The following is a 19354-nucleotide window of genomic DNA, read 5'->3' as shown; positions in this document are numbered from 1 at the left end:
GGCGTCGCGGCCGACGGGCCCGGCCGACGCGCCCCGCGGCGGCGCGGCGGCGCCGGGTGGTGGCGGCGCAGGAGCCTGCGCTTCCGGCTGACCGCGGCCGCCTCGGCGGTGCTGGCGGTGGCCCTGGCCGTGTCCGCCTACGTGATGGTGGGGGTGATGTCCCGGGCCCTGCTGGGCCGGATCGACGAGTCGCTCTACCAGCGGGCCAGGCAGATGGTCTCGCTGGCCGACGCCGGGCGGCTGCCCGACGAGCCGAGCTCCTCCGACGGCACCCTCGTGCAGGTGATCGACGCCGCCGGGCGGATCACCCACGCCACCACGGGGACCGACCGGCTGGTCCCGCTGCTGGACGCCCGCCGGCGGGCCGCGGCGCTCGCGGAGGACGGCACGCGCTTCCTGGACGGCAGGCCGTACGGGATCCCGCACATGCTGCGCGTGCGGGTGCTCCGCGCCGACCGCGGGCAGACGGTGCTCGTGGCGCGGTCCTTCAGCGAGGTGGAGACCAGCATCGCCACCGCCGGCCGGGTGCTGGTGGTGGGGACGCCCCTGCTGCTGGTGCTGCTCGCCGGGGTCAGCTGGGTGATCGTCGGCAGGACGCTGCGGCCCATCACCGCGCTGCGCCGGGGCGCCGAGGAGATCACCGGCACCGCCCGCTCGCGCCGCCTGCCGGTGCCCGAGTCCCGTGACGAGGTCTACAGCCTGGCCACCACGCTCAACGCCATGCTGGACCGGCTGGAGCGGGCCGACGCCCGCCAGCGCGCCCTGGTCTCCGACGCCGCGCACGAGCTGCGCAGCCCGCTGGCCAGCATCCGGCTCCAGTTGGAGGTGGCGCTCGGCCATCCCGGCGGGCCGGACGACTGGCGGGAGACCGCCGAGGGCGTGCTGGAGGACACCACCCGGCTGACCCGGCTGGCGGAGGACCTGCTCGCCCTGGCCCGCCTCGACGAGCGGGGCGGGGCGCCGGCGCGCCGGGAGCCGGTCAGGCTGGACGAGCTGGTCTGGCAGACCGTCGAGCGGTACGGCGCGGCGGTCGTGGTGAGGGTCGCGCCGGGCCCGGACGGGGACGGCCGGGCGGACCCCGGCGGGGGCGCCGCCGCGGGGGCGGGCGCGGGCCACGCCGGGGACCCGGACGGGGGTCCGGCCGTCGTGGTGGCCGGGGACGCGCTGGATCTGGGGCGGGTGCTGGTGAACCTGGTCGACAACGCGCTGCGGTACACCGTCTCGCCGGTGGTGGTGGAGCTGCGGGCCGAGGGGGCGGACGCGGTGCTGACCGTGGCCGACGACGGCCCCGGCATCCCGGAGGCCGACCGGGAGCGGGTCTTCGACCGGTTCGTCCGGCTGGACAGCGCGCGCAGCCGTGACGAGGGCGGGGCGGGGCTGGGCCTGGCGATCGTCCGCGAGACGGTCAACGCGCACGGCGGGGCGGTGCACCTGGAGGACGCCCGCCCCGGACTGCGCGCCGTGGTGCGGCTCCCGCTGTCCTGACGGCGAGGACGTGGGCGGACGCCTCCCGGCGGCCGTACGGCGCCCCCCGGTGGCCCGCCCCGGTCGCGCCCGGGTCCGCTCGCCCCCCGCCGGGGGATTCGGCCTGCCGCCGTACGGCCCGTTCACCCTCCCGGGCGCCCGGACGATCCGCCGGCTCCTCCGGCGGCCTCCACGGTCTCGTCGTAGAGCTCGAAGAGCCGGACGGGCGGGGCCCCGGCACCGTGCCCGTCATGCCCGGCCCGGTCGCGCAGGGCGGCCCAGCAGTCGGCGACCGCGGCCCGGGCCCGGCCGCCGGGCCAGTCCCGGGGGAGCAATTCGGGCGGGAGCAGCGGGTCGGGCTCCATCGCGCGGGTGAGCTCCGCGGCGAGCTCGATCTCGACGGCCAGCAGCTCCGTCCGGGTGAGCGGCTCCGGTCCGGTCACCCGGCGCAGGCGGAGACGGGCCGCCTCGGCGAGCCGTTCGTATCCCGCGGCGAGCTCCTGCAGCGGCCACAGCGACGCGGCCAGCGCGCGCGGGTCGCGTTCGCCGCCCACGCGCAGTTCGGTGCAGGTGAGGTGGGTGAGCGCGGAGCCGAGGCCCAGACGCCGCGCCTCGGCCTCGACCAGGCCGTCCCAGGGATTGGCGGAGACGTAGAGGCCGCCGTGCAGGGGGGCGCCGCCGAGCCGCAGGATCGCCTCACGCAGCCCGTCGCGCGCCGCCCGCGCGGTCTCCGGGACCGCGAAGGCCACCAGGTGCCAGAGGCCGTCCCACGGTTCCAGCCCCCGGTCCTGCCGGAAGGCGTGGCGGACGAACCCGGCGGTCAGGGCCGGCGAGTTCGTGACACCGCCGGTGGCTCGCAGGACGGCCTTGCGCCCGCGGCCCTCGCGGGTGAAGCGCCCCTCCTCGGTGAGCCGCCCGATGCACAGCCGGACCTGCTGGTCGCTCATGCCGAGGATCCCGGCGACGGCGTAGAGCTCGTCGGCGTGGACCGTGCCGTCCCGGCGGACCAGCCCGTAGACGAGGGTGCGGGTCGGAACCTCGACCCGCGGGGTCCCGCTCCCCGGGGCCTGCGGCCGTTCCGTGGCGGTCATCCTCTCCCGCCTTCCGTGGCGGCGACGGGGCGGCGCATCGTGGTCACCGCTCCGAACCCCATGAGACCGCGCAGGTACGGCGTGCGCTCGGTCCCGGTGGCGGTGAAGCCGCGTCGTTCGTACAGCGCCCGGGCGCGCGGGTTGCCGTCGACGACGTCCAGCCGCACCCGCCGGTAGCCGAGGGCCGCCGCGACCGAGCCGATCTCCTCCAGCAGGAGGGTCCCGACACCGGAGCCCCGGTGGGCCGGATCGACGGCGATGCCGTCCATCACCAGCTCGCCGGGGGCGGGGTCACGCTCCAGCAGGGCCAGCAGCGCGAGCCGGGGCAGGCCGGAGAGCAGCCCGTAGGAACGCAGCACGTCGCCTGCCGTCCCCCCGGTGAGTGCCCGGCCCGCGTGCCGGTATCCCGCCAGTCCGACGAGCCGGTCCCCGGCCAGCGCCGCGACGGCCCGGTCGTGGTTCAGATGCGCCGCGATGAAACCGACGGCCTTGTCCGGCGGGTTGAGCGCAGGGCCGAGCTTGCGGCCGAAGGCCTCCCAGTAGAGCTCGGCCGCCCGCCGCTCGGCGCCGGGCGGCACCCCTCGCCGGATCGTGATCGCTTGACTGCTCCTCATATCGTTCGATTCTATTACGATCGTCTGCGTAACGATAGTTTTATGAGGGAGATGTCATGGGTTCAGGGAAGACCGGCGCGGGCGGGGCCGGATGGTGAGCCGGCGCGTGCGGAGACCGCTCATCGCGGTGCTCGTCCTCGCCCTCCTGGCGGCGGCGGGAGCGGGAGCGGTGGTCGCCGGGAACACCTACGAGCTCCGTGAGGAGCGGGTGACGATCCCCGGGGGCCCGCACCCGCTGGACGGCGTGCTCGCCACACCCGCCTCCGGGAGGGGACCGTTCGGGCTGGTCGTCTTCGTGCACGGTGACGGCCCCGTCGACGCGACCCGCGACGGCTTCTACCGCCCCATGTGGGAGGCGTTCGCCCGCGCGGGTTACGCCTCGCTCTCCTGGAACAAGCCCGGAGTCGGCGGTTCCGCGGGGAACTGGCTGGACCAGAGCATGCAGGACCGGGCGGAGGAGGTGGAGACCGCCATCGCGTGGGCCCGTTCCCGCCGCGATCTCGACGCCGGCCGCATCGGGCTCTGGGGCGCCAGCCAGGCGGGCTGGGTGCTGCCCAAGGTCACCGCCCGCGTCCCGGATGTGGGCTTCGTGATAGCCGTCTCCCCCGCGATCAACTGGCTCCGCCAGGGCCGCTACAACCTGCTCGCCGAGATGCGGGCCGACGGCGCGACCGCCGCCGAGATCCGGGACGCCGTCGACCGCAGCGACAGGACGCTGCGCCTGCTGCGCGCGAAGGCGTCCTTCGAGGAATACCGGCAGGCCGTGGGAGGGGAGACGGGCGGCCTCACCGCGGACCGCTGGCGGTTCATCCTGCGCAACCACACCGCCGACGCGACCGCGGATCTCAGGCATCCGGCGACCGGCCGGATCCCCACCCTGCTCGTCCTGGCCGGCCACGATCTCAACGTCGACGTCGCCGAGACCGAGGCCGTCTACCGCGAGGCCCTCTCGGCGCTCCAGGTCAGGCGCTACCCGGACGCGGACCACTCCCTGGTCCGCCGAAGCCTCGCGGACTCGGACATCAAGCTCACGCTCGCCGCGATCCTCGCCCCCCGGTCGCTGGCCCCCGACGGCCTCGTCGACGACATGGTCGCGTTCCTGCGGGATCCCGGCAAGGCGGCGAGACGGTGAACGGCGAACGCGCCCGGCGCCGCCGAGGCCACCGGGCACGTTCTGGAGGCCGCGGCCGCTTCGCTTCTCAGTAGCGGAAGCCCGCGACCAGCCGGTGCAGCCGGTCCGACAGCTCGGCCAGGGCGGCCGCCGCCTGCCGGCTGTCCGTGACGCCCTCGGCCGTCACCCGCGTCGCGTCGGCCAGCACCGCGATGCCGGCGGCGATGTCCGTGCTGCCCTGGGCGGCCTCGGCCACGCCGCGGGTCATCTCGCCGGTGGTCGCCGTCTGCTCCTCCACCGCGGAGGTGATCGTCAGCTGGTAGTCGTTGATCTTGCCGATGATGTCGCCGATCTCGGCGATCGCCGCGACGGCGCTCTCGGTGTCGGCCTGGATGGCCTGGACGCGCTTGGCGATGTCCTCGGTGGCCTTGGCCGTCTCCTGGGCCAGGTCCTTGACCTCGCCGGCCACGACCGCGAAGCCCTTGCCGGCGTCGCCGGCGCGCGCGGCCTCGATGGTGGCGTTGAGCGCCAGCAGGTTCGTCTGCTCGGCGATCGAGGTGATGGTCTTGACCACGTCGCCGATCTCCGCCGACGACGCGCCGAGCTTGGCGACGGTCTCGTTGGTCGCTTCGGCGACCGCCACCGCCTGGGAGGCGACCTTGGCGCCCTCGCCGGCGTTGTGCGCGATCTCCTGGATGGAGGCGCCCATCTCCTCGCTGCCGGCGGCGACGGTCTGCACGTTGTGCGAGACCTGGTTCGCGGCCGCGGCCGCGTTCCCGGCCTGCGCGGACGCCTCGTCGGCGGAGGCGGCGATGCGGTCGCTGACCGCCGCCAGCTCACCGGAGCTGGCGGCCAGGGCATCGGCGCTGGCGGCCAGTGACTCCATCGTCTGCCGGAGGGCGCCGTTGGCCTGGTTGACCGCCGCGGCCATCTGGCCGGCTTCGTCGCGGGAGGTCACGTCGACCCGCCCGGTCAGGTCGCCGTTCGCCGCCGCGCCCAGAGCCCGGGAGACCGCCGCCAGCGGCCGTACGATCATCCGCGCCACCGCGACGGCCAGTCCGAGACCGAGCACCAGCGCCACGAGGAACAGCGCGATGACCGTGAACCGGGAGCTCTCGTAGCCGTCGGTGGCCTCGGCGGCCATCTCCTCGGCCCGCTCCGCCTCGTAGGCGGCCAGGTCCTCGATGCTGGTGTTGAGGCCGACGAGGGCCTCGTTGAGCTGCTTCACCAGCCCGCCGGGTGCGGTGGAGACGGCCGTCCCGGCCGGGAGGGGGTCCTCGAAGACCAGGGCGTCGCGCACGGCCTGGTACTCCTGCCAGACCTCTTCGAAGGCGGCGGCCTTCTCCTGCCACTCCTGCGTGTGCAGGGCACCGGCCGCGTACGTGTCGAACGCGGCGGTCGCGGCCTTGGTGTAATCCCGCATCTCCTGCGCGGCCTCGGCCCTGCCGGCGGGATCGGGGATGCTCTCGTAGGCGACGTTGGCCTCGAACATGTCGCCCATCCGGCCGCGCATGTCACCGAGCTGCCGCAGGCTGGTGTTGCTCTGCTTCATCGCCTGCAGGTCGCCGTTGAGGCCGCCCATCTCGCTGACCGCGACCGTGCCGCTCACGGCGCTCAGGGCGGCGACGACGCCCACGGCAGCGATGATCTTGGTGTTGATGCGGCGGTCGGCGAACCATCCCAGCAGGCGGCTGCGGCGCACGGTCACCACGGGCCGTGCGGTGTGGGCGGGAGAGGCGGTCACGCAGATCCTTTCCAGAGCGACCGGCGGCTGCGAGGGGCAGCGGGTGAGGGCTGCATCTGTCCATCGGCACCCGGGACCGGTACATGAGCCGGTGAGCGGCTCACTCGCGCGCACCTCGCAGCGGGCCGCCGGTCCGGCGGCCGCCCCACCGCATCCGGCCGCTCCCCGGGGGTGCCGCCGGCCGGGTCCGGGGGCCGGGGCGCAGGCGGAGCCCGGCGGGAGGCGCGCTCAGGCGAGCAGGAACTTCAGGCGGTCGTCGGCCAGCCACGGGGCGATCTCGACGATCTCCGCGCTGACGACGTCCTCGGCGACGAACGGGTCGGCCGCCACGCGCTCCTCCAGCTCCTCCCGCGAGGTGCCGTGCGCCACGATCGCACCGCCCAGCCCCGGCCGGATGCCGCCGACCAGGAGGAACACGCCGTCGTCGACGCCTCGCTTGATCCATTCCTGGTGGCCGGGCATGTGCTGTTCGGCCGCGCCCTTGTTGGTGGAGAACCGCAGCAACACCACGAACATGTGATCCCTCTCAGATGGTCGGACTCGCATCGCGTCAGGCGTCGGCCTGCGCGCCGTCCTCAGGTACGGCGGACGCGGTGCTCCGGGTGCCGCCGGAGTACGCGCTCAGCCAGTCGTGCATCCGCTGCACCTCGCGGCGGATGAAGTCCTCGTCCCGGAAGGCGTGCGCCAGCGTGGCGACGCCCTGGCTGAAGGCCAGCACGTGCATCGCCAGCGCGTCGGCCTGCGCCGGATGCCCCAGCTGCGTGAACTGCTCACGCAGCCAGGTCCGGAAGAGCGTGAACAGGCCGCTCGCCTCATCCAGTGCGGGGTGGCCGAGTTTGGCCAGCTCCGTGGTCAGGGTGCCCACCGGGCAGCCGTAGTTCTGGATGTCGGCGCGGTTGGTCACCACGATCTCGACGAACCGGCGGATCCGGCCGGCGGGGTCGGCCTCCTCGGCCTCCCACCGCTGCAGCATCCGCCGCCTGTCCTCCAGCCGCGCGTCGATCACCGCGCTCAGGATGTCGTCCTTGGATTTGAAGTGGTAGTAGAAGTTGCCCCGGGAGATCCGCACGGCCTCGGCGATCGCCGCGAAGGACGTGTGCTCGTAGCCCTGCCGGTAGAACAGCCGGTCAGCCGCTTCGACGATCTGAGCCCGGGTCGCGGCTGCGCCCATCGCCTCGCACCTCCCGCGTCGCCTGCTTCACGGAACCGCTTTAGGACACTCGTCCTAGACGGATATTAGGACACTCGTCCCATGCGGTGCCAACCGGGCCCGACGCCCTGCGGAGCCGCGAGCACGCCGACGCGGGGCACGCCAGGACGGCCATCCGGCGCACGCGCGGCCGAGGCGCGCCGACCGGGATAACAACTTGATTTACCGGTGTCAGGATCTTGCGGTAAACGCCCGGGCGGGCCAGTATGGGGACACCCCCTCGCGCGGAGGATCACGCGGGGAGGGTCCCGGACCACCATCCCCGAGGCGTCCCCCCGCCTCCACGGGCCACCCGTCTGTCCCCCCCTGGGCGGGTGGCCCGTCCCCCCGGTTCCCCGCCGCCGCGGCCGGTGCCGCTCCCGCCCCGGACCTCAGGAGAGGTCGGCGAACCGCTCCACGTCCTCGATCTTCCCCGCGATGATGATCACGTCGCCGTAGCCGAGGACGGTGTCGGCGCCGGCGTAGGTGAACTCCTCGTACTGCCCCTTGACGCAGACCACGGTCACGCCGTACTTGCGGCGCAGGTTGGTCTCGCCCAGCGGCACGCCGATGTAGTCCCGCGGCGGGCGGGTCTTGACCAGCGCGTAGTTGGCGTCGACCTCCATGTAGTCGAGCATCCGCCCGTTGAGCAGGTGCGCCACCCGCTCCCCCATGTCGTGCTCGGGCAGGATCACATGGTGGGCGCCGACCCGCTCCAGGATGCGGCCGTGGTCGCGGCTGATCGCCTTGGCCCAGATGTCCTCGATCTCCAGCTCCACCAGCAGGGAGGTGGTCAGGATGCTCGACTCCAGGTCCGTGCCGATGGCGACCACGGCCCGGTAGAAGTCCGGCACGCCGAGCTGGCGCAGCGCCTCCAGGTCGGTGGAGTCGGCGGCGACGACGTGGGTGAGCTTGCCCGACAGGCCCTGGACCAGCTTGGGACGGTGGTCGATGGCGAGCACCTCGGTGCCCCGGCGCACCAGTTCCAGCGCCAGCGAGCTGCCGAACCGGCCGAGTCCGATCACCACGACGGGATCGTTTCTCATGTCGGGCAACGGTCGTCCCCTCCTGGACTTCACGACGGCCGGCGCGGGGCCTTCGGCTCCCGGGCCGACGGGTGCGGAGACCGGTTCCGCCGATCCCGCCGGGGCCCGCGCGGCGCCCCCGTGGACACGCCCACCGTAGCGAACCCGGCGGCCACCGCGTACCGGGGAAGGCCGCAGGCGTGTCAGAGCCCTCCGCGCAGGGCGGTGACGACGGCGAGGGCGGCGCGGGCGGAGGCCGCGTCGTGCACGCGGAAGACCCGGGCGCCCTGCCAGGCCGAGACGGCGAGGGTCGCCATGGTGCCGGCGTGCCGCTCGGTGACCGGCAGGCCGCCGAGGGTCTCGCCGACGAAGTCCTTGTTGGAGACCGCGACCAGCACCGGCCAGCCGGTGGCGACCATCTCGTCCAGGCGGCGGCTGACCTCCAGGGAGTGGTAGGTGTTCTTGCCAAAGTCGTGCGCCGGGTCGATCAGGACCGACTCGCGGGCGACCCCGGCGGCCACCGCCCGCTCGGCCAGGTCCACGGTGTAGCCGATCACGTCGGCCACCACGTCGGCGTAGCCGACGCGGTGCGGGCGGGTGCGCGGCGCGACGCGCCCCGCGTGCGCGCAGACCAGTCCGGTGCCGTGCGCGGCGGCGACGTGCGCCAGGTCGGGGTCCACCCCGCCCCAGGTGTCGTTGAGCAGGTCGGCGCCCGCCTCGGCCACGACCTCGCCGACCTCCGCGCGCCAGGTGTCGACGCTGATGATCAGATCGGGGTGGCGCTCGCGGACCGCCGCGACCAGGTCGGCCACCCTGCGGATCTCCTCGGCCGGGTCCACCTCGTCGCCGGGGCCGGCCTTCACGCCGCCGATGTCGACGATGTCCGCACCGCCCTCGACGGCTCCGTCCACCGCCTCCAGCGCGGCGGCGAAACCGTAGGTCCTGCCCTTGTCGAAGAACGAGTCGGGGGTGCGGTTGACCACCGCCATGATCGCGAACTCGCCGGGCCGGAACTCACGGCCGCGCAGGCGCAAGATAGTCATCGGGACCGATCCTAGCGACCGGTGCCGGAGAGGCCGGCGCTCCCACCTGCGCCGCCTCCGTGGGATCTGTCCTCTGGCCGGTGTGCCAGGCGTTCCTAGGCGGCCGACCCACCTTCGGCCACGGTCAGGAACTCCTTCACGAGGGCGGGCAGGCGCCGCCTCGCGTGGACGAGCGCGATCACCCGGCGGACCGAGGGATCGAGCGACCGGACGACCAGTCCGGCCCGGACGGCGCGCTCGGCCGTCCCGCGGTAGCCGAGCAGGGACGCCTCACCGGCGAGGGCCTGCTCCAGCCGGTCGCCCTGTTCACCGGCCGCGGGAGCCGCCACCGGGGCGACGCCGTACCGGGCGAACAGCGCGTCGAACTCCCTGCGCCGGGCGCTGCCGCCGGGCGGCAGCGCCAGCCGCATGCCGTCGAGCATGCGGACCGGGACCGGGTCGGGCAGGTCGAGGCCGGGCGGGGAGATCAGCACGATCTCCTGCCGCTCCAGCGGATGGCTGACGAGATCGGCGGGGACGGGCAGGTCCGTGAGGCCGAGGTCGGCCCGCTGGTCCCTGATGGCGCTGACCACGCCGTCTCTTCCGTCGCAACGGACGATGTGCACGCGCACCTTGGGGTGTTCGGCGGTGTAGGCGCGGAGGATGCGTCCGGCCACCCCCGGTTCGAGGCCGGGGGGCGAGGCGATGCGCAGCTCCGCCGCGGGCGAGTGGCCCTGGGCGGAGAGCGCCTCGATCTCGTGGACGGCGTCGAGCGCCTCCCGGGCCAGCTTGACCACCCGGCGCCCCTGCGCCGTGACGATCACGCCGCGCCCGGAGCGGGCGAACAACGTCATCCCGAGCTCTCGTTCCAGGTCCCTGATCGCACGGGAGAGCGCAGGTTGTGCGATGTACAGCGACCTGGCCGCGTCGGTCATGGTGCGGTGCTCCGCCGTCGCGACCACGTAGCGGAGCTGCTGCAGATTCATGGCTCCGAAGCTAGGACACCGCGGCCTGATCGGTCCCCGACATCGCAGAGATCACCTCGGGCGATCGCTGACCGTAACCGGACACCGTCACATCCGTTACGGATGATGAATCTGTAGGCTTACGTCCTTAATCGGGTGAAGTGCCGGATCGGCGGACCGCCCGGAAGCCCCGCCCGCCCTCGCGCGCACCCGACCCCCTCGCGTATCCGCCCGGCCGCTCCCGTCGCGGGCGCCCGCTCCCGTCGCGGGCAGCCGGGCGGGAAACGGGGCGGCCGTTCCGCCGGACATTCGCCTCCCATCACGCCACCATGGCGACGTCACGGCTTAAACACCCATTCATCCCTGATTGGCTACCTGTCTGCCATGTACAGGTACGGGGGTTAGAATCCAGGGCAATTCTCTGCAATCGGGGAGCCTTGGCTGTTCTGCCAGGTGGACCGGGTGAACCATAGGAAGCGGTGTGACGATGCACCTTGGCCAGGACTCGGGGGATGTCACCGGCGAGAGCGGGAAACGCCGCTCCCGGCGGCGGGGCGCACGCCCGGCGCAGCCCGGTGACACACCCGACGCTCCGGCCGGACGCGCGCCCGGCACCCGGCCGGGGAAGGTGGCGGGCGCGGACTCCGAGCAGGCGGGAAAGCAGGCCGCGAAGGGGGACTCCGGCCCGGCGCGGGCGGGTGCCGCCCAGGCGGCGTCCGGCGCCGCGAGCACGCCGGCCGGAACCCCGGCCGGAACACCGGACGGCCGCGGATCCGCCGCGGACCCGGCCGCCGCGCCTTCCCCGTCAGCCGCTCCGAAGACCGCCGCGCCCTCTCCCGGAGCCGCCCCGGAGGCCGCCGCCGGGCCCCCCTCCGGAACCGGCGGGCCCTCCGCCCCCGGAGGCGGGGGCTCCCCCGGCGCCGCGTCCCCCGCCGGGCCCGGACCCGCCTCCGGGCCGGCGGCGCGGCCGCGGTTCGCCCGCCCCCTGACCACCGGGGCGCTCATCGGCTGGACCGCGCTCTCCGCGGTCCTGCCCGGCGCGGCGCACCTGCGCGCGGGGCGGCGCCGCACCGGCTACGTCCTGCTCGGCGCCTTCGTCGCGCTGCTGGTGGCCGCGGTCGTCACCGCGCTCGTGCTCAGCGGGAACGTCGGCGTCGCCACCCGGGACGGCGTCCTGACCACGGCGGTGGTCCTGGCCGGGGCCGGCGCACTCGCCTGGTTCCTGCTGGTGGTCTCCTCCTACATCACGCTCGGCCCCGGCCGGCTGAACGGCCAGGGCCAGATCGTCTCCGGCATCGCCGCCGGCCTGCTGGCCGTGGCCGTGATGGCGCCCTTCGCGCTGACCGCGACCACGGTCATGACCGCCAAGCAGCTGACCAACGACATCTTCCCGAGCACCCCGGAGGACGGCTCGTCGGCCGCCCCGGTCAAGCACGAGGACCCCTGGAACGGGCGCGACCGCGTCAACTTCCTGCTCATCGGCGGCGACGGCGCGGGCAACCGCGAGGGCGTGCGGACCGACAGCATGAACGTGGCGAGCATCCACATCAAGACCGGCAACACGGTCATGTTCAGCCTCCCCCGCAACCTGCAGCACGTGCGCTTCCCGCCGAGCAGCCCGCTGGCCAAGCAGTTCCCCAACGGCTTCATGCGCGAGCTGCCCAACGGCGGCCTGCTCAACGAGGTCTGGCAGTACGCCGAGGACCACCCGGAGATCATGGGCCGCAAGCACCAGGGCCCCCGGGCGCTCATGGACGCCATCGGCTACACGCTCAACCTGGACATCGACTACTACGCCCTGATCAACATGTACGGCTTCGCCCACCTCGTCGACGCCATCGGCGGCCTGAAGATCCGGGTGGACCAGGACATCAAGTACGGCGGCTCGTACGGCACGGCGGGCACCATCAAAGCCGGCCACCGCACGCTCTCCGGCGAGGAGGCCCTGTGGTACGGCCGCTCGCGGGTCGGCAGCGACGACTTCTCCCGGATGGCCCGCCAGCGCTGCGTCATCGGCGCGTTCGCCAAGCAGGCCACCCCCACCGTGGTGCTCGCGAACTTCACCAAGATCGCGAGTGCGGCCAAGCGCATGGCGCAGACCAACATCCCGCGCGACCTGCTGGAGCACCTGACCGAGCTCGCCCTCAGGGTCAAGGACGCGAAGATCACCAGCCTCCAGTTCGTGCCGCCGGAGTTCTACACCGGCTCGCCCGACTGGCAGAAGATCCGCACCGCGACCGCCCGGGCCCTGCGCCAGTCGGTCCAGCCCAGCCGCGCCCGGCTGGCCGCCGGCAGGACGGCCACGCCCGGCACCGGCGGCGCCTCCCCCACCCCGACGCTCAGCGCGCCGGTGATGCCGACGGCCGCCAAGACGCCGTCCAAGAGCCCGACCGCCAACAAGGACGCCCAGTCCCTCGACGAGCTCTGCGGGCTGTAGGCCCCGTGCGGGGCCCGGCCTCACCGGGCCCCGCACGGACCCGGCGCCGCACGGTGGTCCGGCCGGGCGGTGCGGGCCGGGCCGGCCGGGTCATCCCCCGGGTCAGGCGGCCCGGGCGCCCCTGGGCAGCAGGGCGAACGCCCCCAGGTAGAGCAGGGCCGCCACGACCAGCAGGCCCCGGTAGCCGACGACCAGCGCCAGGTACTCCAGGCAGCCGCCGGCCATCGCGCCCAGCAGGTTCGCGCCGAAGGCCGTGGTGGCGTCGGCGGAGTCCGCGAAGCGCTTGGCGAACACCACGTTGGCCGCGAAGATCGGCAGGAACGCCACGACCACGGCGGCCACCGCCCGCAGCGGCACCGGCAGCCCCAGCAGCCAGGAGTTCGGCACCAGCCAGGCCAGCGCCAGCCCGGCCAGCAGCACGCCGTACATCACGGGCAGCGACGGGGTGCGCAGGCGGCGCGTCACCTCCACCGCGGCCAGCACCGCGACCAGCACCCCGGCGAACACGATCGCGTTGACCACCCACGTGGTGCCGAACAGCAGCGCGAACCCGGTCACGCTCTTGGTCTCCAGCAGCAGGAACGCCACGCCGAGCAGGAACAGGTCCGCATAGGGGCGCATGCGCCCGTACGGCCCGGCCAGCGCGCGGACCGCCAGCAGGCTCACGGCCAGGATCAGGGCAAGGGTGACGAGGTAGATCTGCGGGACCGTCCGCTCCTTCAGGTAGAGGAAGGGCAGGTCGTCCTCCGGCGGCGGCGGGGTCCCGGCGGCGGCGCCCGCCCACCGCCCGCCGCAGGACTGGTCCGCGGCGGTGAGCCCCGCGGTGATCACGGCCTGCTGGCCGGTCGTGCTGACGACGTCCACGCACGGCCGGTGGCCGAAGGCGGCCTGCACGGTGGAGGCGAGCCGGTCGACCAGCCAGCTCTCGCGGTAGTAGTTGTACATCGAGAAGGCGCCGCCGGGCTTGAGGCGCCCGCGGGCCGCCTCGATCGCCTCCCGGGTGAACAGATAGCTCTCCAGCCGGAGCGAGCTGGCTCCCGAGACGAGGGTGAGCGAGTCGGGGAGGGCGAACAGGATCAGGTCGTACTTCGCGCCGGTCCGCTCCAGGAAGGCGCGGCCGTCGGTGATGTGCACGGTCACCCGGGGGTCGTCGTACGGCCGGTCCGGGTGGTGGGCCTCGCCCAGCTCGCGCAGGCGGGGGTCGATCTCCACCGCGTCCACCCGCCGCGCGCCCTCGGCCAGCGCGATCGCCACGTCGGTGCCGCTGCCCGCGCCCACGACCAGCACGTCGTCCAGGCGCCGCGTGGCCGCACGCTCGTACGGCAGGGCGTACTGCCGCTCCCACTCCAGCCGCTTGGCCGCCGGGATCGCCTGCTGGTGCGGGATCCCGTTGACCTGGATGTCCATCACCGGCACGCCCTGGTGCGCGAAGCGGCTGTGGGTCACCTTGTAGTAGGGCGACCACAGCGCCCCGGCTGTCAGCGTCTCGACCCCCAGCGCGCCGACCACCAGCAGCGACGGCACGGCCAGCGCGAGGCGCCCGCGCAGGCTCCGGGGCCACAGCAGCACGGCGTAGGCGAGCGCGGCGACGGCGCCCCACGCCACCGGGGGCGCGCCGAGGAACGACAGCGCGGTGAACAGGCCGATCCCGGTCAGGCTGCCGATCAGGTCGTAGCGGTAGGCCTCCAGCCGCTCCAGCTCCGGGAAGCACCGACCGACCAGCTCGGCCGGGCCCATCAGCACGACCGCCGCGGCGGCGAAGACCACCGGCAGGATCAGCCAGGGCGGCGGCCCGCCCGTGCTCAGGCTGGTCCAGTACAGCACCCCCTCGGTCCGCCGGTCCACGGTGACCGGGAACACCAGCACGACCAGGACCAGCACCGCCAGCGTGACCGGCGAGTAGTACGGCGGCCGGTCCGTGCGGCCCACCCGCAGGAAGCCCAGCCCGATGCCGAGGAACGAGCCGAGCAGCACGAAGTTGGTGAAGTAGCTCAGGTGCACGATGTTCGACCCGGTCCACCGGATCAGCGCCAGCTCCAGGAAGAGCATGAAGGCGCTGGCCACGACCAGCCTGGACCGGGTGCCGAGCAGGTGCGCGGGGCGGGTGCCGGGACGTTCGGGAGGCGTGCTCTGCGCCGCTGCGGTCATGCCCTCCAAACGTAGTGACCCCCGCCCCCGCGGGGAAGGAGCCCGGCGGCGGTTCGCGGGACCCGGCCCTGGGGCACCGGCGGTTCGCGGGACCGGACCCCGGACCCCGGGCCGGGCGTCCGGGCGTCCGGGCGTCCGGGCGTCCGGGCGTCCGGGCGTCGGGGGACGCACCCGGCGGCCCGGCCGCCGGGGGCGCCGAGCGCGCACGCCCGGTACTGGACTCCGCCACCGGGATGCAGGAACGTGGGGAGGTTCGCTGTCGTCGAGTCATCGGTGGTGCAACCATGCGGGTCCTGATCCAGCTCCGCCCCTCTCCGGACGTCGTCGCGGCCGTGGCGGACCCCGGCCTGACCGCGACCGCGGCCGACGTCGCCGGCGGCCTGCCCGGCGTCGTCCTCGACCCCTCCTTCACCCCGGTGGCGGTGCCGCGCCCGGTCCCGCCGCCGGACGGCGACCCGCTCTCGCTGCGCAGGCCCGTGCGGTTCTCCTTCGCCGCCGAGGACGCCTCGGTGCTGGTCCGCGGGGAGATCTCCGACGACGAGGCATCGGTCCGCCTCGCCCTGCTGCCCGCGCTCCGCGCCGACGTCACCGGCGTCTTCGCCGACCCCGTGATCGAGACGACCATCACCTGCGGCGGCGACCCCCCGGTGGGCGACTGGCACGACGTGGAGCGGCTGCTGGCCGTCGAGGAGCTGGCCGGCGCCGGGCTGGACGGGGCGGGCGTGCCGCTCGCCGTACTGGACACCGGGATCAACGCCGCGCACGTCGCCCGGCACCTCGGCAGGGACTTCACGCTGGACGCCGGGCGGAGCTGGAACCCGGCGGGGGTCACCGGGAAGCCGGGCGCGTTCGAGGTGGGCCACGGCACCATGTGCGCCTTCGACACGCTCATCGCCGCGCCGCGGGCGACCCTGATCGACGTGCCCGTGCTGCTCTCCCAGCGCCCGGGCGGCTCGGCCGTGGACGGGCTGCTCTCGGACGCGGTCGCGGCCTTCGCCCACCTGCGCGCGGTCCTGGAGGGCCAGCCCGAGGAGTCGCGCGCCCTGGTGATCAGCAACAGCTGGGGCTCCTTCTCCCCCCGCTGGGACTTCCCGGTCGGGCACCCCGGCAACTACTCCGACAATCCGGCCCACCCGTTCAACCTGATCGTGGCGAGCCTGGACGACGCGGGCGCCGACGTGCTGTTCGCGGCCGGCAACTGCGGGCGCGAGTGCCGCGACGGCCGCTGCGCCTTCCCCGACCGCCCGATCGTCGGGGCCAACTCCCATTCCCGCGTGCTGTCCGTCGGCGGCGTCGACACCGGCGGCGAGCGGGTCGGCTACTCCTCGCAGGGGCCGGGCCGACTGGACGAGCGCAAGCCGGACCTGTGCGCCTACACGCACTTCTCCGGCTCCCGGGCCTTCGGCGACGACCAGCCCGACTCCGGCACCTCGGCCGCCTGCCCGGTGGCCGCCGGTCTGGTGGCGGCCGTGCGCACGCGGTGGCCGGCCTCCCGCCTCTCCCCCGCCCAGCTGCGCACCCTGCTGCGCCGCACCGCCGCCGACCGCAGCACGGTGGGCTTCGACCACGACTACGGCTACGGCGTCGTCGACACCCGCGGGGTGCTCGCCGCGCTGCGCCGGATGAGCGAGGCGTAGCGTGATCCCATGCGGATGGTGACGGTTCGCCTGCCGGACGAGGCGACGCTGGAGCGGGCCATGGAGGAGCTGGGGCTGCCGGAGGAGGAGGTCGACACCGGCTACGGCCTGGTGGCGATCGACCCGGGCCGGAGCCTGTACGGCCTGCGGGTGACGGAGGCCGCCGCCCGCCGGATGGACCGGCGGGAAGGCTCCGGCCCCTACTCCGATCCGCCCATCGAGCCGTACGGCCCGCCGCGCTAGGCCGGCCGGGGCCGTACGCCCCGCCGCCGCGGGGTCCCGCGGCACGGCCCGGAGAACGCGACCGGCCCCCGGCCGCCTGGGCGGCCGGGGGCCGGAACGGGGCCCGGGACCGCACGGGTCCCGGGCGCGGCGCGCCGCCGGTCGGTCAACCGGTCGTGATCAGCTGACCGTGTCCTTCATGATGGCGCTGAGCCGGGCGGCCTGGTCCTCCAGGCTCGCCGCGGCGGCGAGCACGGTCTGGGCGGCGGTCGCCGCCGACTGCCCGGACCGGGCGACCGCGACCATGCCCCGGGACATCTCCGCGCTGGTCGCGCTCTGCTCCTCCACCGTGGTGGCGATCAGCGTCTGCTGCTCGGCCACGGTGTTGATGAGCCCGGCGATCCCGGCGATGCCCTCGGCCGCCTGGGTGCTCTCCGCCTGGATGCCCTCGATCATCTCGGTGATCTGCGCGGTGGCCTCCGCCGTGCGGGCGGCCAGATCCTTGACCTCGCTGGCCACGACCGCGAAGCCCTTGCCCGCCTCGCCGGCCCGGGCGGACTCGATGGTGGCGTTCAGCGCGAGGAGCTTGGTCTGCTCGGCGATCTCGGTGATCAGCTTGGTGATGCTGCCGATCTGTCGGCTCGACTCCTGCAGCTGCTCCATCCTGCGGGTCGCGTCCCGCGCGGAGTCGGCCGCGGTCGTGGTGCCGGCCGCCGCGTTGCTGACGCCGCGGGAGATCTCCTGGATGCTCTCGCTCAGCTCGGTGGAGCTGTGCGAGACGGTCTCCGCCTGCCCCGCGCTCTCCCCGGAGGTGCGCACGAGCTCCTGGCCGGCCGCGGTCAGGCCCTCGCTCGCCGCGATGAGCTCCTGCGACAGCTGCCGGATGGCCTCTTCGGTCTCGACCTGGTCGGTCGCGTCCTCCCAGGTCATGATGTAGCCGCCGGGGATGCGCTGGTAGTCGCTCGACCCGTAGGTCTTGCGGCCCTTGAAGTCCAGCTTGCTGACCACGTGGTGCGGGAAGGAGCGGGCGGTGCGCACCTCCTTCTTGGCGATGTCGGCGAGCAGCAGCAGCGCCTCCATGCCGTAGGCCGCCGCGGTCTGCTGCAGCAGCCGGTCCGCCGCCTGGTTGCGGTGGACGACGTTGCCGGCCTCGTCGAGAACCAGCAAAACCGCCGGCGCGTTGTCCAGTATCGCGAGCAGCGACTCGCGGGACTGGACCAGGGGGTGGGTGTCCGCAGCCGCCTGGCGAGAGCGCCACCATTTCATCATGTCTGCTCCTTAGCTCCTCGGGGAAACCGATCGGCACGGCGGGCCCGGACCTTAGGGATGCGGGGGAACCGTGAACCGGGGGTCCCCGGAGCCCGCACCCGGGCCCGCGCGCCCGGCCTCCCCCTGGACCGCCGGCGCCTCCGCCCGGCCGGTGCCTCCGCCCGGCGCGCGCCCGGCCTCCCCCTGGACCGCCGGCGCCTCCGCCCGGCCGGTGCCTCCGCCCGGCCGGTGCCTCCGCCCGGCGCGGGCCCCGCCGGCGCGGCCTCCCCGGCGGGGGTGGACGCCCGGGAGCCGTTGCCGCGATCATCGGTCGTGCCCGCGCCCCTCAGCCGCACAGGAGACGAACGTGTCCCGCAAGAACGTCCTGGCCGTCATCCCGCCGCAGGTCGGCGGGCGCGCGGCGGGAGCCGCCCTGGCCGGGCTGCTCGCCGACCGCGCGGAGGTCACCGTCGTGGAGTCCGCCGGCGAGGATCCCGGCGCCCTCGCCGCGGCCCACGTCATCGTCAGCGCGCTGAGCCCGGTCGGCGCGGAGCACATCGCGGCGGCGCCGGCTCTGGAACTGGTGCAGTGCGTCGGCCACGGACACGACCACGTCGACCTGGCCGCGGCGCACGCCCGCGGCGTCACCGTGTGCACCATCGCCTCCAGCGGGGCCGAGGGCAACAGCGTCGCCGAGCACGCCTTCGCGCTCATCCTCGCCTGCGCCAAGAAGATCGTCCCCGCCAGCACCGCGCTCGCCGCGGGAGAGTGGGCGCTGCCCCGCCTCCGGCCGGAGCTGACCGAGCTGGCCGGCAAGACCATCGGCATCGTCGGGCTGGGCCGCATCGGCCGCGACGTCGCCCGCAAGGCCGCGGCCTTCGACATGACCGTGCTCTACAGCGCCCGGCGCCGCGCTCCGGCCGACGTCGAGGAGCGCACCGGCGCCCGGTGGACGGAGCTGGAGGAGCTCCTGCGCCTGTCCGACGTGGTGACCCTGCACGCGCCGCTCACCGACGGCACCAGGAACCTGCTGGACGCCCGCAGGCTGGCACTGCTCAAGCCGACCGCCATCGTGGTGAACACCGCGCGCGGGCCGCTGATCGACCAGGACGCGCTCGCCGACGCGCTGGAGGGCGGCCGCCTCGCCGCCGCGGGCATCGACGTGTTCGATCCGGAGCCGCCGCCGCCCGGCGCGCGGCTGCTGTCCGCGCCCAACGTGGTGCTCACCCCGCACGCCGGCGCCGTCACCAGGGAGACGCTCGTCCGGATCGCGCTGGCCGCCGTCGAGAACGTCCGCCGCCACCTCGACGGCGGGAAACCGCACGACGCCGTCGCGGCCGGGGGCTGAGCGGCCGGGGGCGGGGCGGCCGGGTCCTCCGAAAGGAGGATGCCGCCCGCCGGATCGGACGATGCCGCCCGGTGCGGCGCCGCGGCGAT

Annotated in this window: 16 protein-coding genes; 6 read left to right on the top strand and 10 right to left on the bottom strand. The window is 74.6% G+C overall.

What is annotated here, in order from left to right:
* On the top strand, positions 1-1485 hold a 1485-nt coding region (locus tag ABD823_RS26155), incomplete at its 5' end, for a sensor histidine kinase (RefSeq protein WP_425566660.1).
* A 122-nt stretch (positions 1486-1607) separates the two neighbouring features.
* Here ABD823_RS26155 and ABD823_RS26150 read toward each other — a convergent pair.
* Together ABD823_RS26150 and ABD823_RS26145 are read right to left on the bottom strand one after the other, a co-directional pair.
* A complete protein-coding gene (locus ABD823_RS26150; protein WP_344864046.1) occupies positions 1608-2555 on the bottom strand; it encodes a PaaX family transcriptional regulator C-terminal domain-containing protein in 948 nt (315 codons plus the stop codon).
* Positions 2552-3169: a GNAT family N-acetyltransferase gene (locus ABD823_RS26145; protein ID WP_344864044.1), complete on the bottom strand. Its 618-nt coding sequence runs from the start codon at positions 3167-3169 to the stop codon at positions 2552-2554. Before ABD823_RS26145 ends, ABD823_RS26150 begins: the two co-directional genes overlap by 4 nt.
* A gap of 106 nt (positions 3170-3275) precedes the next feature.
* Between ABD823_RS26145 and ABD823_RS26140 the strand changes: the two genes are divergently transcribed.
* Positions 3276-4301 carry an alpha/beta hydrolase family protein gene (locus ABD823_RS26140; protein ID WP_344864042.1) on the top strand — a complete coding sequence of 342 codons (1026 nt, stop codon included), beginning with the start codon at positions 3276-3278 and terminating at the stop codon, positions 4299-4301.
* 67 nt (positions 4302-4368) lie between these two features.
* Here ABD823_RS26140 and ABD823_RS26135 read toward each other — a convergent pair whose 3' ends face one another.
* From ABD823_RS26135 to ABD823_RS26110, 6 genes are all read right to left on the bottom strand, one after another.
* Positions 4369-6024: a methyl-accepting chemotaxis protein gene (locus ABD823_RS26135; protein ID WP_344864040.1), complete on the bottom strand. Its 1656-nt coding sequence runs from the start codon at positions 6022-6024 to the stop codon at positions 4369-4371.
* Positions 6025-6252: 228 nt separating this feature from the next.
* Complete coding sequence (locus tag ABD823_RS26130) at positions 6253-6540, bottom strand: YciI family protein (protein WP_344864038.1); 288 nt, start codon at positions 6538-6540, stop codon at positions 6253-6255.
* Between the two features lie 34 nt (positions 6541-6574).
* On the bottom strand, positions 6575-7195 hold the full coding sequence (locus ABD823_RS26125) for a TetR/AcrR family transcriptional regulator (protein ID WP_344864036.1): 621 nt from the start codon (positions 7193-7195) through the stop codon (positions 6575-6577).
* A gap of 410 nt (positions 7196-7605) precedes the next feature.
* Positions 7606-8259, bottom strand: coding sequence for a potassium channel family protein (locus ABD823_RS26120; RefSeq protein ID WP_344864034.1), 654 nt, complete (start codon positions 8257-8259; stop codon positions 7606-7608).
* Positions 8260-8441: 182 nt separating this feature from the next.
* The gene (folP, locus tag ABD823_RS26115) at positions 8442-9281 is read right to left on the bottom strand and encodes a dihydropteroate synthase (RefSeq protein WP_344864032.1); all 840 of its coding nucleotides are present in this window, start codon (positions 9279-9281) and stop codon (positions 8442-8444) included.
* A 95-nt stretch (positions 9282-9376) separates the two neighbouring features.
* A complete protein-coding gene (locus ABD823_RS26110) occupies positions 9377-10246 on the bottom strand; it encodes a LysR family transcriptional regulator (RefSeq protein ID WP_344864030.1) in 870 nt (289 codons plus the stop codon).
* A 466-nt stretch (positions 10247-10712) separates the two neighbouring features.
* On the opposite strand from ABD823_RS26110, the gene ABD823_RS26105 reads away from it, so the two are divergent.
* Positions 10713-12662, top strand: a complete 1950-nt coding sequence (locus tag ABD823_RS26105) for an LCP family protein (protein ID WP_344864047.1) — start codon at positions 10713-10715, stop codon at positions 12660-12662.
* Positions 12663-12764: 102 nt separating this feature from the next.
* On the opposite strand, the gene ABD823_RS26100 is transcribed toward ABD823_RS26105, so the two are convergent.
* Positions 12765-14810: a spermidine synthase gene (locus ABD823_RS26100; RefSeq protein WP_344864028.1), complete on the bottom strand. Its 2046-nt coding sequence runs from the start codon at positions 14808-14810 to the stop codon at positions 12765-12767.
* A 284-nt stretch (positions 14811-15094) separates the two neighbouring features.
* On the opposite strand from ABD823_RS26100, the gene ABD823_RS26095 reads away from it, so the two are divergent.
* Both ABD823_RS26095 and ABD823_RS26090 read left to right on the top strand, forming a co-directional pair.
* Positions 15095-16447, top strand: a complete 1353-nt coding sequence (locus ABD823_RS26095; protein ID WP_344864026.1) for a S8 family peptidase — start codon at positions 15095-15097, stop codon at positions 16445-16447.
* Positions 16448-16456: 9 nt separating this feature from the next.
* Positions 16457-16690, top strand: a complete 234-nt coding sequence (locus ABD823_RS26090) for a hypothetical protein (RefSeq protein WP_344864024.1) — start codon at positions 16457-16459, stop codon at positions 16688-16690.
* A 159-nt stretch (positions 16691-16849) separates the two neighbouring features.
* Here the strand turns inward: ABD823_RS26090 and ABD823_RS26085 are convergent, their stop codons facing one another.
* Positions 16850-17938 (bottom strand): methyl-accepting chemotaxis protein, encoded by a 1089-nt coding sequence (locus tag ABD823_RS26085; RefSeq protein WP_344864022.1) that lies wholly within the window; start codon positions 17936-17938, stop codon positions 16850-16852.
* A gap of 346 nt (positions 17939-18284) precedes the next feature.
* Between ABD823_RS26085 and ABD823_RS26080 the strand changes: the two genes are divergently transcribed.
* Positions 18285-19265, top strand: a complete 981-nt coding sequence (locus ABD823_RS26080) for a 2-hydroxyacid dehydrogenase (protein WP_344864020.1) — start codon at positions 18285-18287, stop codon at positions 19263-19265.
* Positions 19266-19354 lie beyond the last annotated feature (89 nt).

It is taken from the genome of Planomonospora alba, from assembly GCF_039534085.1.
In the GTDB taxonomy this organism is placed as follows: domain Bacteria; phylum Actinomycetota; class Actinomycetes; order Streptosporangiales; family Streptosporangiaceae; genus Planomonospora_B; species Planomonospora_B alba.
The sequence above is the reverse complement of the archived record's forward strand: the minus strand, read 5'-3'. Positions and strand labels throughout refer to the sequence as shown.

Excerpts from the sequence above, each read along its gene's own strand:
- ABD823_RS26150 (WP_344864046.1), bottom strand. The coding sequence starts at position 2,555 with ATGACCGCCACGGAACGGCCGCAGGCCCCGGGGAGCGGGACCCCGCGG.
- ABD823_RS26145 (WP_344864044.1), bottom strand. The coding sequence starts at position 3,169 with ATGAGGAGCAGTCAAGCGATCACGATCCGGCGAGGGGTGCCGCCCGGC.
- ABD823_RS26130 (WP_344864038.1), bottom strand. The coding sequence starts at position 6,540 with ATGTTCGTGGTGTTGCTGCGGTTCTCCACCAACAAGGGCGCGGCCGAA.
- ABD823_RS26125 (WP_344864036.1), bottom strand. The coding sequence starts at position 7,195 with ATGGGCGCAGCCGCGACCCGGGCTCAGATCGTCGAAGCGGCTGACCGG.
- ABD823_RS26120 (WP_344864034.1), bottom strand. The coding sequence starts at position 8,259 with ATGAGAAACGATCCCGTCGTGGTGATCGGACTCGGCCGGTTCGGCAGC.
- folP (WP_344864032.1), bottom strand. The coding sequence starts at position 9,281 with ATGACTATCTTGCGCCTGCGCGGCCGTGAGTTCCGGCCCGGCGAGTTC.
- ABD823_RS26110 (WP_344864030.1), bottom strand. The coding sequence starts at position 10,246 with ATGAATCTGCAGCAGCTCCGCTACGTGGTCGCGACGGCGGAGCACCGC.
- ABD823_RS26105 (WP_344864047.1), top strand. The coding sequence starts at position 10,713 with ATGCACCTTGGCCAGGACTCGGGGGATGTCACCGGCGAGAGCGGGAAA.
- ABD823_RS26100 (WP_344864028.1), bottom strand. The coding sequence starts at position 14,810 with ATGACCGCAGCGGCGCAGAGCACGCCTCCCGAACGTCCCGGCACCCGC.
- ABD823_RS26095 (WP_344864026.1), top strand. The coding sequence starts at position 15,095 with ATGCGGGTCCTGATCCAGCTCCGCCCCTCTCCGGACGTCGTCGCGGCC.
- ABD823_RS26090 (WP_344864024.1), top strand. The coding sequence starts at position 16,457 with ATGCGGATGGTGACGGTTCGCCTGCCGGACGAGGCGACGCTGGAGCGG.
- ABD823_RS26085 (WP_344864022.1), bottom strand. The coding sequence starts at position 17,938 with ATGATGAAATGGTGGCGCTCTCGCCAGGCGGCTGCGGACACCCACCCC.